Origin of the sequence: Neisseria polysaccharea, assembly GCF_963392925.1 — a bacterium.
Taxonomy (GTDB): Bacteria; Pseudomonadota; Gammaproteobacteria; order Burkholderiales; family Neisseriaceae; genus Neisseria; species Neisseria polysaccharea.
The window spans coordinates 38055-51331 of sequence record NZ_CAUJNZ010000008.1 but is presented as its reverse complement, the minus strand read 5'-3'; the positions used below and the strand labels follow the sequence as shown (position 1 = coordinate 51331).

The 13277-nt window shown below is 55.1% G+C and carries 13 protein-coding genes and 1 pseudogene; all 14 read left to right on the top strand.

Translation table 11 applies throughout. The features are described 5' to 3' along the window. Positions 1-20 precede the first annotated feature (20 nt). The 14 genes and pseudogenes from galU to RDY34_RS06370 all read left to right on the top strand — a co-directional run bounded on the left by galU (position 21) and on the right by RDY34_RS06370 (position 13273). Entirely contained in the window at positions 21-890 is an 870-nt protein-coding gene (galU, locus tag RDY34_RS06430) for a UTP--glucose-1-phosphate uridylyltransferase GalU (protein WP_107818568.1), read from the top strand. Positions 891-908: 18 nt separating this feature from the next. Further along, positions 909-2285 carry an argininosuccinate lyase gene (argH, locus tag RDY34_RS06425; RefSeq protein WP_308073445.1) on the top strand — a complete coding sequence of 459 codons (1377 nt, stop codon included), beginning with the start codon at positions 909-911 and terminating at the stop codon, positions 2283-2285. A gap of 56 nt (positions 2286-2341) precedes the next feature. Further along, a complete protein-coding gene (locus RDY34_RS06420; protein ID WP_025457394.1) occupies positions 2342-2812 on the top strand; it encodes a DMP19 family protein in 471 nt (156 codons plus the stop codon). 251 nt (positions 2813-3063) lie between these two features. After that, positions 3064-4059, top strand: a complete 996-nt coding sequence (locus tag RDY34_RS06415) for an iron ABC transporter substrate-binding protein (protein ID WP_003754021.1) — start codon at positions 3064-3066, stop codon at positions 4057-4059. 64 nt (positions 4060-4123) lie between these two features. Continuing rightward, the gene (locus RDY34_RS06410; protein WP_308074748.1) at positions 4124-5641 is read left to right on the top strand and encodes an ABC transporter permease; all 1518 of its coding nucleotides are present in this window, start codon (positions 4124-4126) and stop codon (positions 5639-5641) included. Positions 5642-5662: 21 nt separating this feature from the next. Then, positions 5663-6727 carry an ABC transporter ATP-binding protein gene (locus RDY34_RS06405; RefSeq protein WP_003754017.1) on the top strand — a complete coding sequence of 355 codons (1065 nt, stop codon included), beginning with the start codon at positions 5663-5665 and terminating at the stop codon, positions 6725-6727. 240 nt (positions 6728-6967) lie between these two features. Then, positions 6968-8470: a phosphate acetyltransferase gene (pta, locus tag RDY34_RS06400; RefSeq protein WP_308074749.1), complete on the top strand. Its 1503-nt coding sequence runs from the start codon at positions 6968-6970 to the stop codon at positions 8468-8470. Positions 8471-8600: 130 nt separating this feature from the next. Then, on the top strand, positions 8601-9239 hold the full coding sequence (gene hisH / locus RDY34_RS06395; RefSeq protein ID WP_308074750.1) for an imidazole glycerol phosphate synthase subunit HisH: 639 nt from the start codon (positions 8601-8603) through the stop codon (positions 9237-9239). A gap of 32 nt (positions 9240-9271) precedes the next feature. Beyond that, positions 9272-10009, top strand: a complete 738-nt coding sequence (gene hisA / locus RDY34_RS06390) for a 1-(5-phosphoribosyl)-5-[(5-phosphoribosylamino)methylideneamino]imidazole-4-carboxamide isomerase (protein WP_025457401.1) — start codon at positions 9272-9274, stop codon at positions 10007-10009. Between the two features lie 12 nt (positions 10010-10021). Continuing rightward, a complete protein-coding gene (hisF, locus tag RDY34_RS06385; RefSeq protein ID WP_014575228.1) occupies positions 10022-10789 on the top strand; it encodes an imidazole glycerol phosphate synthase subunit HisF in 768 nt (255 codons plus the stop codon). 30 nt (positions 10790-10819) lie between these two features. Then, positions 10820-11215, top strand: coding sequence for a phosphoribosyl-AMP cyclohydrolase (gene hisI, locus RDY34_RS06380; protein ID WP_002214257.1), 396 nt, complete (start codon positions 10820-10822; stop codon positions 11213-11215). 106 nt (positions 11216-11321) lie between these two features. Then, complete coding sequence (locus RDY34_RS06375) at positions 11322-12917, top strand: peptide chain release factor 3 (protein WP_308074751.1); 1596 nt, start codon at positions 11322-11324, stop codon at positions 12915-12917. A 119-nt stretch (positions 12918-13036) separates the two neighbouring features. After that, positions 13037-13123: pseudogene (locus RDY34_RS10700) on the top strand (peptide chain release factor); the annotation flags it as partial. A gap of 18 nt (positions 13124-13141) precedes the next feature. Continuing rightward, a complete protein-coding gene (locus RDY34_RS06370) occupies positions 13142-13273 on the top strand; it encodes a hypothetical protein (protein ID WP_025462082.1) in 132 nt (43 codons plus the stop codon). Positions 13274-13277 lie beyond the last annotated feature (4 nt).

The window sequence follows — 13277 nt, the reverse complement described above, 5'->3', positions numbered from 1 at the left end:
AACAATACAAAGGAAAAAGAATGAAACCGATAAAAAAAGCCGTCTTCCCCGTCGCAGGGATGGGAACCCGCTTCCTACCCGCCACCAAGGCCAGCCCGAAAGAAATGCTGCCCATCGTCGACAAGCCGCTGATCCAATACGCCGTAGAAGAAGCCGTGGAAGCCGGCTGCACGGAAATGGTGTTTGTTACCGGACGCAACAAACGCAGCATCGAAGACCATTTCGACAAGGCATACGAACTCGAAACCGAGTTGGAAATGCGCCATAAAGACAAACTTCTGGAACACGTCCGCAACATCCTGCCGCCGAACATTACCTGCCTCTACATCCGCCAGGCGGAAGCACTGGGCTTGGGACACGCCGTCTTGTGCGCCCGCGCCGCCATCGGAGACGAACCCTTTGCCGTGATTTTGGCTGACGACTTAATCGATGCCCCAAAAGGCGCGCTCAAACAAATGGTCGAAGTGTACGGGCGCAGCGGCAACAGCATTTTGGGCGTAGAAACCGTCGAACCGTCGCAAACCGGCTCATACGGCATCGTCGAAACCGAACAGCTCAAACAGTTCCAACGCATTACCGGCATTGTCGAAAAACCCAAGCCCGAAGACGCGCCCTCCAACCTTGCCGTTGTTGGGCGCTACATCCTCACCCCGCGCATTTTCGACTTACTGACCGGACTGCCGCGCGGCGCGGGCAACGAAATCCAGCTTACAGACGGCATCGCCAAGCTGCTCGATCACGAATTTGTCCTGGCGCACCCCTTTGAAGGCACGCGCTACGACTGCGGCAGCAAACTGGGCTACCTCGAAGCCACCGTCGCCTACGGCCTGAAACACCCCGAAACTGGCGAACCCTTCCGCCGCCTTTTGGAAAAATACCGCACCGAATAACCCCATCAAGGAATCCTTATGCACGACAAAACCTGGTCCGGACGCTTCAACGAACCCGTTTCCGAACTCGTCAAACAATACACCGCCTCCATCGGTTTCGACCGACGGCTTGCCGAATGGGACATTCAAGGCTCGCTGGCACACGCGCAAATGCTGAAAGAAACCGGCGTGTTGGACGAAGGCGATTTGGCGGACATCCGCCGGGGTATGGCGGAAATCCTCGAAGAAATCCGCAGCGGCAAAATCGAATGGTCGCCCGATTTGGAAGATGTCCATATGAACATCGAACGCCGCCTGACCGACAAAATCGGCGACGCGGGCAAACGCCTGCACACCGGCCGCAGCCGCAACGACCAAGTCGCCACCGACATCCGCCTTTGGCTGCGCGATCAAATTACCGTCATCCAAAGCCTGATTCAAAGCCTTCAGACGGCATTGCTGGATTTGGCGGAACAAAACGCCGAAACCGTTATGCCCGGCTTTACCCACCTGCAAGTTGCCCAGCCCGTCAGCTTCGGACACCATATGCTCGCCTACGTCGAAATGCTCGGACGCGATAACGAACGGATGGCGGACTGCCGCCGCCGCGTCAACCGTATGCCGCTCGGCGCAGCCGCCCTTGCCGGGACGACCTACCCGATTCGGCGCGAAATCACCGCCGAACTGCTGGGTTTCGAACAAATCTGCCAAAACTCACTCGATGCCGTATCCGACCGCGATTTCGCCGTCGAGTTCACCGCCGCCGCCTCGCTGGTTATGGTTCACCTGAGCCGCTTGTCTGAAGAATTGATTTTGTGGATGAGTCCGCGTTTCGGCTTTATCGACATCGCCGACCGCTTCTGTACAGGTTCGTCTATCATGCCGCAGAAGAAAAATCCCGATGTGCCCGAACTTGTGCGCGGCAAATCCGGACGCGTTATCGGGCACCTTATCGGCCTGATTACCCTGATGAAATCCCAGCCCTTGGCGTACAACAAAGACAATCAGGAAGACAAAGAACCGCTGTTTGACACTGCCGACACACTCATCGACACCCTGCGGATTTACGCCGACATGATGCGCGGCGTAACCGTCAAACCCGACAATATGCGCGCCGCCGTGATGCAGGGCTTCGCCACTGCCACCGATTTGGCAGATTACTTGGTCAAAAAAGGTATGCCCTTCCGTGACAGTCATGAAGTCGTTGCCCAAGCCGTGCGCCATGCCGATGAAGCTGGCGTTGATTTGAGCGAATTGTCGCTTGAAGTCCTGCAAGGTTTCAGCGATTTGATTGCCGACGATGTTTACAGCGTGCTGACCCCCGAAGGCAGCTTAAACGCGCGCAACCACTTGGGCGGCACCGCGCCGGAACAAGTCCGTTTCCAAGTCAAACGCTGGCGTGAAGTGTTGGCTTAACCCCCGATGCCGTCTGAAGAAATGTTCAGACGGCATTTTTAAAAGGCAAGAACACGATGACCGATACGGATACCCAAGCCGACCGCTTCGAGCAGATGATGTGGCAGGCGGTGGACAAACTTTTTGAACAGCATGACGGCAAACTCGAAAGCATGGACGGACGGGAACAGGAGCTGGTTTTGATTTGGCGGGCGGAAGCCGACATCGGCAACGGCGGCATACTGCAATTTGTCTGCAACTGGGGTTTTCCCGCCGCCGAAAAGACTTGTTCCGTTCTGAAAAAAATCGGCGCGGTACACAGCGCAATGCTGATCCATCGGGCGGCAGACACATTGGACAAAGAAATCCGCCACCTCCAATCGGAAGGTAAAAACCTGAAAGAAATGTGGGATATAACAAAACATCTCGACAACAAAACCGCCTCACTGCTGAACAGTCTGGATGAACAATATTGGCAAGACCCCGACAAACTGTATCTGCTGGGATGGCAATACTATTCCGGCAACCCTGTTCAGACGGCGTTTTAAAGGGAGATGTTCTCAAGCATTCCGACAAATCAAAATGCCGCCTTTACCCACATTCCGACACGCATTACTCGCCGCTTCCGCCTTACGGGCGCGATGCACGGAAAAAATACAAGTCATAACAAACCATAACCGGATCGGACAACAACAAATTTAAAAAAATAATTATTTGCATTTATAAAAAAGAAGGAATACACTACACCCCGTTATGTCTTAACAAGATATACACCCTCATTCATTAGGAGAAAATCGATATGAAAACATCTATCCGATACGCACTGCTTGCCGCAGCCCTGACCGCCGCCGCCCCCGCGTTGGCAGACATTACCGTGTACAACGGCCAACACAAAGAAGCCACGCAGGCACTTGCCGATGCCTTTACCCAAGCCACCGGCATCAAAGTAAAAATTAACAGCGGCAAAAGCGACCAGCTTGCCGGCCAAATCAAAGAAGAAGGCAGCCGAAGCCCCGCCGACGTATTCTATTCCGAACAAATCCCCCCGCTGGTTACGCTTTCCGCAGCCAATCTCTTAGAAACCCTCCCCGCAAAAACGATTAACGACACACGCCGCAAAGGCGTGCCGGTTGCCGCCAAAAAAGACTGGGTAGCATTGAGCGGCCGTTCGCGCGTCGTCGTTTACGACACCCGCAAACTGTCTGAAAAAGATTTGGAAAAATCCGTCCTGAATTACGCCACGCCGAAATGGAAAGACCGTATCGGTTATGTGCCGACTTCAGGCGCGTTCTTGGAACAGGTTGTCGCCATCGTCAAACTGAAAGGCGAAGCAGCCGCCCTGAAATGGCTCAAAGGCTTAAAAGAAAACGGCAAACTGTATGCTAAAAACACTGTCGCGCTCCAAGCCGTCGAAAACGGCGAAGTGCCGGCCGCCCTCATCAACAACTACTACTGGTATGCGTTTGCCAAAGAAAAAGGCGTGAACAACATCCATTCCCGCCTGAACTTCGTCCGCCACAAAGACCCCGGCGCACTCGTTACCTATTCCGGCGCGGCTGTGCTGAAATCTTCCCCGAACAAAGCCGAAGCACAAAAATTCGTCGCCTTCCTCGCAGGCAAACAAGGACAGCAGGTCTTGACTTCCGTCCGCGCAGAATATCCGCTGCACGCCGGCGTGTCTTCCCCGTTCAATATGGAACCTTATGCCAAATTGGAAGCACCTGAAGTATCTGCAACCACCATTGCCGACAAAGAAAATGCCACCCGCCTCCTCGAACAGGCAGGTTTGAAATAAACTTTTTCCGTTCAAACGGTCGGACAACCCTGCTGTCCGACCGTTTTCTATCCGAATCCGATTTATGTCCCGCAACAAAATACCCTCATGGCTGACCGCCCTCATCCTGCTTATCGCCTTGCCGCTGACCCTTCCTTTCCTTTATGTCGCCATGCGTTCGTGGCAGGTTGGTGCAACACGCGCCTACGAACTGCTGTTCCGCCCACGCATGTTTGATTTGCTGGGAAACACCCTGATGCTGATGTTCGGCGTTACCCTGATTTCTATCGTTTTGGGCATTACCTGCGCCGTCCTGTTCCAACGTTACCGCTTTTTCGGCAAAACCTTTTTTCAGACGGCAATTACTCTGCCCTTATGCATACCTGCATTTGTCAGCTGCTTTACATGGATCAGCCTGACTTTCCGCGTGGAGGGATTTTGGGGAACCGTTATGATTATGAGCCTGTCGTCTTTTCCCCTCGCCTACCTACCGGTCGAGGCGGCCCTCAAACGCATCAGCCTGTCGTTTGAAGAAGTCAGCCTTTCCTTGGGTAAAAGCCGCCTGCAAACTTTCTTTTCCGCCATACTTCCCCAACTCAAACCTGCCATCGGCAGCAGCATCCTGCTGATTGCGTTGCACATGCTGATTGAATTCGGTGCAGTATCGATACTCAACTATCCGACCTTTACCACCGCCATTTTCCAAGAATACGAAATGTCGTTCGACAATAACACCGCCGCGCTGCTGTCCGCCGTTTTAATGGCAGTGTGCGGCATCGTCGTATTTGGAGAAAGCATTTTCCGTGGAAAAACCAAGCTCTATCACAGCGGTAAAGGCGTTGCCCGCCCCTACCCAGTCAAAACGATGAAGCTGCCTGCGCAAATCTGCACAGTATTTTTTCTTGGCTCGCTGCTGGTTTTAAGCATCGTCATCCCATTCGGCATCCTTATCCGCTGGATGATGGTCGGCTCGTCCGGCACATTTGAACTCGTATCCGTATTCGATGCATTTGCCCGATCGATGGGCGTATCCGCCGCCGGCGCATTATTGACCATATTGTGTGCACTGCCGCTCGTTTGGGCATCCGTACGCTACCGCAACCTGATAACCGTATGGATAGACAGGCTGCCCTTCCTGCTGCACGCCGTACCCGGCCTGGTGATCGCCTTGTCGCTGATTTATTTCAGCATCAACTATGCACCATCCGTTTACCAAACCTTTATCGTCGTCGTCCTTGCCTATTTCATGCTTTACCTGCCGATGGCGCAAACCACCCTGAGGACTTCCTTGGAACAATTCCCCAAAGGCATGGAACAGGTCGGCGCAACATTGGGGCGCGGACACTTCTTTATTTTCAGGACGTTGGTGCTGCCGTCCATCCTGCCCGGCATTACCGCCGCATTCGCACTCGTCTTCCTCAACCTGATGAAAGAGCTGACCGCCACCCTGCTGCTGACCGCAGATGATGTCCACACGCTCTCCACCGCCGTTTGGGAATACACGTCAGACGCACAATATGCCGCCGCCACCCCGTATGCCCTTATGCTGGTACTGTTTTCAGGCCTGCCCGTATTCCTACTGAAAAAATACGCCTTCAAATAACACTGCTGCGAAAGACCGACTATGACCGCGCCCGCACTCCAAATCCGCCAACTGACCAAAAACTTCCAGAACCATGCCGTTCTGCAAAATATCTCGCTCACACTCGGCAAAGGGGAAATCCTCTTCGTCATCGGTGCATCAGGTTGCGGCAAAACCACGCTGCTGCGCTGCCTTGCCGGTTTTGAACAGCCCGATTCCGGAGAAATCTCGCTTTACGGAAGAACAATCTATTCAGAAAATACCAACCTTCCCGTCCGCGAACGCCGTTTGGGTTACGTCGTACAAGAAGGCGTACTGTTCCCCCACCTGACCGTTTACCGCAACATCGCCTACGGACTGGGCAACGGCAAAGGCAAGACGGCGCAGGAGCGGCAACGCATCGAAGCCATGATGGCTCTGACCGGCATTTCCGAACTCTCAAACCGTCATCCGCACGAACTTTCAGGCGGACAGCAACAACGTGTCGCCCTCGCCCGCGCCCTCGCCCCCGATCCCGAACTCATCCTGCTGGACGAACCCTTCAGCGCACTGGACGAACAGTTACGCCGCCAGATTCGCGAAGACATGATTGCCGCCCTGCGCGCCAACGGCAAATCTGCCGTTTTCGTCAGCCACGACCGGGAAGAAGCCCTGCAATACGCCGACCGGATTGCCGTCATGAAACAGGGGCGCATTCTCCAAACTGCAGCCCCCCACGAACTGTACCGACAACCTGCCGACCTTGAAACAGCCCTGTTTATCGGCGAAGGTATCTCCCTGCCCGCCACACTCAACGCCGACGGTACGGCAGACTCCGAATTAGGCAGGCTCCCCGTCGGAAACACCTTACCCGCAGGCACGCGCGGCACACTGCTCATCCGTCCGGAACAATTCAGCTTCAACTGCCCGAACACCCATGCTGCCGAATTATCCGCCACCATCCTCAACGCCATACCCAAAGCACGCCACATCCAAATCCGCCTGAAAATCGAGCAAACCATCCTGACGCTTAACACCCCCTACGCACCCGATTTTTCAGACGGCACACAGACACGCATCTACTTGAATTCAGAAGCACTGTTTTTCCCGGAACAACCTGCCCCGTAAGTTTGGAAACACCATGCCGTCTGAAAGGCGTGCCAATGTCTGGCGATATTCATCTTGTTGAAAACATAATTTATTTGTTAATATAGAAACACGCGGCAGCGTAAGACCGACTGCCGCCCAAAAACAGAAAATACCTGTTTCCGCAAACCGGACGGGAAATAGCCTATCCCGACATTTCCCCTCAAATCACAACACTTCCAACATACATGCCGCACACCGCAGCATACGAAAGGATATATCATGGCAAAAGTACTCATCGTACCCGTATCTGCCGGACTTGACACATCCGCCGCCGCCCGATCATTTGCAAAAGCCTTGAACGCACAAATTTTCCAAGCCTTTGACGCACAAGCAGAAGCCCTGTTGGCGCAAGGCAAAAGCGACGACTGGTTTGACGCGACGGTCGGTAAAGTTGCCGCACTCGATGCCGACAACCTCATTATCGAAGGCATCGCACCCGATGCCGACAAAATCTACCTTGCAGGCAAAAACGTCGAACTGGCGCTCTCTTTGGATGCCGCCGCCGTATTTGCCGTCCGTTCCGACAACGCCGATGCAGACGAACTGGCACACCGGCTGAACCTTGCCAAACAGTTCTTTGCCACTGCGCCGGGCGTATTGGAAGGTTTTATTGTCGACGGCGCGGCAGCCTCCGTTGCCGAAGCGGCTGCCGAAAAAACCGGTTTGACGTTCTTCGGCTCAAGCAGCGCGCTGAAAGACGTATCCGTATTGGCAAACCGACAAACCAAACGCCTTTCGCCCGCCCAATTCCGCTACAACCTGATTGACTTCGCACGCAAAGCCGACAAACGCATCGTCCTGCCGGAAGGTGCCGAGCCGCGTACCGTCCAAGCCGCCGCCATCTGTCACGAAAAAGGCATTGCCCGCTGCGTCCTGCTTGCCAAACGCGAAGAAGTTGAAGCCGTTGCCAAAGAACGCGGCATCAACCTGCCGGACTCTTTGGAAATCGTCGATCCCGCCTCATTGGTCGAACAATACGTCGAGCCGATGTGCGAACTGCGCAAATCCAAAGGCCTGACACCCGAAGACGCGCGCAAACAACTGCAAGACACCGTGGTACTCGGTACGATGATGATGGCGCAAAACGATGTGGACGGCTTGGTATCCGGCGCGGTTCACACCACCGCCAACACCATCCGCCCCGCTTTGCAACTGATTAAAACCGCACCGGGTGCAAGCCTCGTATCCAGCGTATTCTTTATGCTGCTGCCGAATCAGGTTCTGGTGTTCGGCGACTGCGCGGTTAATCCGAACCCGACTGCGCAACAGCTTGCCGACATCGCCATCCAGTCTGCCGATTCCGCAAAAGCCTTCGGCATCGACCCGAAAGTGGCCATGATTTCCTACTCTACGGTCAACTCCGGTAGCGGTCCCGATGTCGATACCGTCATCGAAGCAACCAAACTTGCCCAGGAAAAACGCCCCGACCTCACCATCGACGGCCCGCTGCAATATGATGCGGCAACCGTACCGGGCGTGGGCAAATCGAAAGCCCCGGGCAGCCCGGTCGCAGGACAGGCAACCGTTTTGGTCTTCCCCGACCTGAACACCGGCAACTGCACCTATAAAGCCGTCCAACGCAGTGCCAACGTCTTAAGCGTCGGCCCGCTGCTGCAAGGCCTGCGCAAACCGGTCAACGACCTGTCGCGCGGCGCGCTGGTGGAAGACATCGTGTTCACCATTGCCCTGACTGCCGTTCAGGCAAAACAAATGGAAGGCTGACAAACGGCTTTCCGGGTTTGAACCCTATGCCGTCTGAAGACAGATTCCCGTTTTCAGACGGCATTTTTATCAGCCCGGCACATTTGTTTGTTAAAATCGCAGCCATATTGCAAAAAAAGAGGAGGAAGCCATGCAAACCGCCATTATCGATTACGGTATGGGCAACCTGCATTCCGTATTGAAATCCGTCCGGACGGCGGGGCAGCTTGCCGGAAAAAATACCGAAATCTTTTTAAGCGGCGACCCCGACCGCGTGTCCCGCGCCGACAAAGTCATTTTTCCCGGTCAGGGCGCGATGCCCGACTGTATGGCGGCACTGACGCGCGGCGGCTTGGACGAGGCAGTAAAAGATGCCTTAAAAAACAAACCCTTTTTCGGAATTTGCGTCGGCGCGCAACTTTTATTCGACCACAGCGAAGAAGGAAACACCGACGGCTTGGGCTGGTTCGGCGGCAAAGTCAGACGCTTTGAGCGCGACCTCCTCGACCCGCAGGGATGCCGTCTGAAAGTCCCGCATATGGGCTGGAACACCGTGCGCCAAACCCAAAACCACCCGCTGTTTAAAGATATTCCCCAAGACACGCGTTTTTACTTCGTCCACAGCTACTATTTCGCCCCCGAAAATCCCGAAACCATATTGGGCGAAAGCGACTACCCGTCCCCGTTTGCCTGCATCGTCGGCAAAGACAACGTATTCGCCACGCAATTTCACACCGAAAAAAGCCACGATGCCGGGCTGGCGATGTTGAAAAACTTTTTAAACTGGTAAGCCGGATACGGCCCCGCACAAGGAGAAAAATTATGCTGCTGATACCCGCCATCGATTTGAAAGAAGGACGCTGCGTCCGCCTGAAACAAGGACTGATGGAAGAGGCGACCGTCTTTTCCGATTCGCCCGCCGAAACCGCGCTGCACTGGTTCGAACAAGGCGCGCGCCGCCTGCATCTGGTAGATTTGAACGGCGCGTTTGCCGGCGTTCCGCAAAACCTGCCCGCCATCAAAGACATCCTCTCCGCCGTCGCCAAAGACATCCCCGTACAGCTCGGCGGCGGCATACGCGATTTGAAAACCATCGGACAATATTTGGATTTGGGCTTAAACGACGTGATTATCGGCACGACGGCAGTCAAAAACCCCGACTTCGTGCGCGAGGCGTGCAAAGCCTTCCCCGGCAGGATTATCGTCGGGCTGGATGCCAAAGACGGTATGGCCGCCATCGACGGCTGGGCAACCGTAACCGGGCATCATGTAATTGATTTGGCAAAACGCTTTGAAGACGACGGTGTCAACAGCATCATCTACACCGACATCGGGCGCGACGGTATGATGAGCGGCGTGAACATCGACGCGACGGTCAAACTCGCCCAAGCCGTCCGCATTCCCGTCATCGCCTCCGGCGGACTGACCGGTTTGGACGACATCCGCGCCCTGTGTGCCGCCGAAAAACGTGGCGTAGCAGGCGCGATTACCGGCCGCGCGATTTACGAGGGCAGCATCGATTTTGCCCAAGCGCAGCAACTGGCAGATTCCCTCGACTAAAGGCATCCGATTATGGCACTGGCAAAACGCATCATCCCCTGTCTCGACGTAAAAGACGGACGCGTCGTCAAAGGCGTGAACTTCATCGGTTTGCGCGACGCGGGCGACCCCGTCGAAGCCGCCAAACGCTACAACGGCGAAGGCGCGGACGAATTGACCTTCCTCGACATCACCGCCTCATCCGACAACCGCGACACCATCCTGCACATCATCGAAGAGGTTGCCGGACAAGTCTTCATCCCGCTGACCGTCGGCGGCGGCGTACGCACCGTTGCCGACATCCGCCGCCTGCTCAATGCCGGCGCGGACAAAGTCAGCATCAACACCGCCGCCGTTACCCGTCCCGATTTAATTAACGAAGCCGCCGGATTTTTCGGTTCGCAAGCCATCGTCGCCGCCGTCGATGCCAAAGCCGCCAACCCCGAAAACACACGCTGGGAAATCTTTACCCACGGCGGGCGCAATCCGACCGGTTTGGATGCGGTGGAATGGGCGGTCGAAATGCAAAAACGCGGCGCGGGCGAAATCCTGCTCACCGGTATGGACAGGGACGGTACGAAACAGGGTTTCAACCTGCCGCTGACCCGCGCCGTTGCCGAAGCCGTCGACATTCCCGTCATCGCCTCCGGCGGGGTCGGCAATGTCCGGCACCTGATTGAAGGCATAACCGAAGGCAAAGCCGATGCCGTACTTGCCGCCGGCATTTTCCATTTCGGGGAAATCGCCATCCGCGAAGCCAAACGCGCTATGCGCGAAGCCGGCATCGAAGTGCGCCTCTGACCGCCCCGACTATGCCGTCTGAAAGGAAATATGGATAAAAACCTGCTTGAAGCCGTCAAATTTGACGAAAAAGGTTTGGTTTGCGCCATCGCCCAAGATGCCGAAACCAAACGTGTTTTAATGGTGGCGTGGATGAACGCCGAAGCCCTGCAAAAAACCGTCGAAACCGGCTTTGCCCACTATTACAGCCGTTCGCGCCAAAAACAATGGATGAAGGGCGAAGAGTCGGGACACACGCAAAAAGTCCGCGAACTGCGCCTCGACTGCGACGGCGACGCCATTGTGATGCTCATCGCCCAAAACGGCGGCATCGCCTGCCACACCGGGCGAGAAAGCTGCTTTTACAAAGTCTGGCGCGGCAGCGCGTGGGAAACCGCCGATGCCGTCCTGAAAGACGAAAAAGAGATTTACGGCAGCACGCACTGACCGCCTCCAACATTGAATTATCAGGCATTTTTTTGTACAATTTCGCCGTCTCAAACACTGTCCGGGCCGTCTGAAAAGCGGCCTGAACCTTTTTGCAAAGAAAACCATGTCCCAAGAAATCCTCGACCAAGTGCGCCGCCGCCGCACGTTTGCCATCATCTCCCACCCTGACGCAGGTAAAACCACGTTGACTGAAAAACTCTTGCTGTTTTCAGGTGCGATTCAAAGCGCGGGTACGGTAAAAGGCAAGAAAACCGGCAAATTCGCCACCTCCGACTGGATGGACATCGAGAAGCAGCGCGGCATTTCCGTGGCATCAAGCGTGATGCAGTTCGACTATAAAGACCACACCGTCAACCTCTTGGACACGCCGGGACACCAAGACTTCTCCGAAGACACCTACCGCGTTTTGACCGCCGTCGATAGTGCCTTGATGGTCATCGACGCGGCAAAAGGCGTGGAAGCACAAACCATCAAGCTCTTAAACGTCTGCCGCCTGCGCGATACGCCGATTGTTACGTTTATGAACAAATACGACCGCGAAGTGCGCGATTCTCTGGAATTGCTGGACGAAGTGGAAAACATCCTGCAAATCCGCTGCGCGCCCGTCACCTGGCCAATCGGCATGGGCAAAAACTTCAAAGGCGTGTACCACATCCTGAACGATGAAATCTATCTCTTTGAAGCGGGCGGCGAACGTCTGCCGCACGAGTTCGACATCATCAAAGGGATCGACAATCCCGAACTGGAACAACGCTTTCCGCTGGAAATCCAGCAGCTGCGCGACGAAATCGAATTGGTGCAGGCGGCTTCCAACGAGTTCAATCTCGACGAATTTCTCGCCGGCGAACTCACGCCCGTGTTCTTCGGTTCGGCGATTAACAACTTCGGTATTCAGGAAATCCTCAATTCATTGATTAACTGGGCGCCTGCGCCGAAACCGCGCGACGCGACCGTGCGCATGGTCGAGCCAGACGAGCCGAAATTTTCCGGATTTATCTTTAAAATCCAAGCCAATATGGACCCGAAACACCGCGACCGTATCGCCTTCTTACGCGTCTGCTCCGGCAAATTCGAGCGCGGCATGAAGATGAAACACCTGCGTATCAACCGCGAAATCGCCGCCTCCAGCGTGGTTACATTCATGTCGCACGACCGCGAGCTGGTGGAAGAAGCCTACGCAGGCGACATCATCGGCATCCCGAACCACGGCAACATCCAAATCGGCGACAGCTTCTCCGAAGGCGAACAACTGGCGTTTACCGGCATCCCCTTCTTCGCGCCCGAACTGTTCCGCAGCGTACGCATCAAAAACCCGCTGAAAATCAAACAACTGCAAAAAGGCTTGCAACAGCTCGGCGAAGAAGGCGCGGTGCAGGTGTTCAAACCGATGAGCGGCGCGGATTTGATTTTGGGCGCGGTCGGCGTGTTGCAGTTTGAAGTCGTAACCTCGCGCCTCGCCAACGAATACGGCGTGGAAGCCGTGTTCGACAGCGCATCCATCTGGTCGGCGCGCTGGGTATCGTGCGACGACAAGAAAAAACTGGCGGAATTTGAAAAAGCCAATGCAGGCAACCTCGCCATCGACGCGGGCGGCAACCTCGCCTACCTCGCCCCCAACCGCGTGAATTTGGGACTCACGCAAGAACGCTGGCCGGACATCGTGTTCCACGAAACACGCGAACATTCGGTCAAACTGTAAAAAGCAATCGGCGATAAAATGCCGTCTGAACCCGAAAAAAGGCTTTCAGACGGCATTTTTGCCTGCAACTCAAATGCACCGATCAAAATCAAGACGCATCGGATACCGTTATCGGGCATCCCGTCCGCATGAATTTAGGGCTGACGCAAGAACGCTGGCCGGACATCGTGTTCCACGAAACGCGCGAACATTCGGTCAAACTTTAAAAAACAATCGGCAATAAAATGCCGTCTAAACCCGAAAAAAGGGCTTCAGACGGCATTTTTGCCTGCAACTCAAACGCAGACGGTCAAAATCAAGGCGCATCGGATACCGTTATCGGGCATCTCGTCCGCGTGAATTTGGGGCTGACGTAGGAAC

What these genes read in the sequence shown, in the direction of transcription:
- RDY34_RS06415 (WP_003754021.1), top strand. Translation starts at nt 3,064, where the DNA reads ATGAAAACATCTATCCGATACGCACTGCTTGCCGCAGCCCTGACCGCC.
- argH (WP_308073445.1), top strand. Translation starts at nt 909, where the DNA reads ATGCACGACAAAACCTGGTCCGGACGCTTCAACGAACCCGTTTCCGAA.
- hisH (WP_308074750.1), top strand. Translation starts at nt 8,601, where the DNA reads ATGCAAACCGCCATTATCGATTACGGTATGGGCAACCTGCATTCCGTA.
- pta (WP_308074749.1), top strand. Translation starts at nt 6,968, where the DNA reads ATGGCAAAAGTACTCATCGTACCCGTATCTGCCGGACTTGACACATCC.
- RDY34_RS06420 (WP_025457394.1), top strand. Translation starts at nt 2,342, where the DNA reads ATGACCGATACGGATACCCAAGCCGACCGCTTCGAGCAGATGATGTGG.
- hisF (WP_014575228.1), top strand. Translation starts at nt 10,022, where the DNA reads ATGGCACTGGCAAAACGCATCATCCCCTGTCTCGACGTAAAAGACGGA.
- hisI (WP_002214257.1), top strand. Translation starts at nt 10,820, where the DNA reads ATGGATAAAAACCTGCTTGAAGCCGTCAAATTTGACGAAAAAGGTTTG.
- RDY34_RS06410 (WP_308074748.1), top strand. Translation starts at nt 4,124, where the DNA reads ATGTCCCGCAACAAAATACCCTCATGGCTGACCGCCCTCATCCTGCTT.
- hisA (WP_025457401.1), top strand. Translation starts at nt 9,272, where the DNA reads ATGCTGCTGATACCCGCCATCGATTTGAAAGAAGGACGCTGCGTCCGC.
- RDY34_RS06375 (WP_308074751.1), top strand. Translation starts at nt 11,322, where the DNA reads ATGTCCCAAGAAATCCTCGACCAAGTGCGCCGCCGCCGCACGTTTGCC.
- RDY34_RS06405 (WP_003754017.1), top strand. Translation starts at nt 5,663, where the DNA reads ATGACCGCGCCCGCACTCCAAATCCGCCAACTGACCAAAAACTTCCAG.
- galU (WP_107818568.1), top strand. Translation starts at nt 21, where the DNA reads ATGAAACCGATAAAAAAAGCCGTCTTCCCCGTCGCAGGGATGGGAACC.
- RDY34_RS06370 (WP_025462082.1), top strand. Translation starts at nt 13,142, where the DNA reads ATGCCGTCTAAACCCGAAAAAAGGGCTTCAGACGGCATTTTTGCCTGC.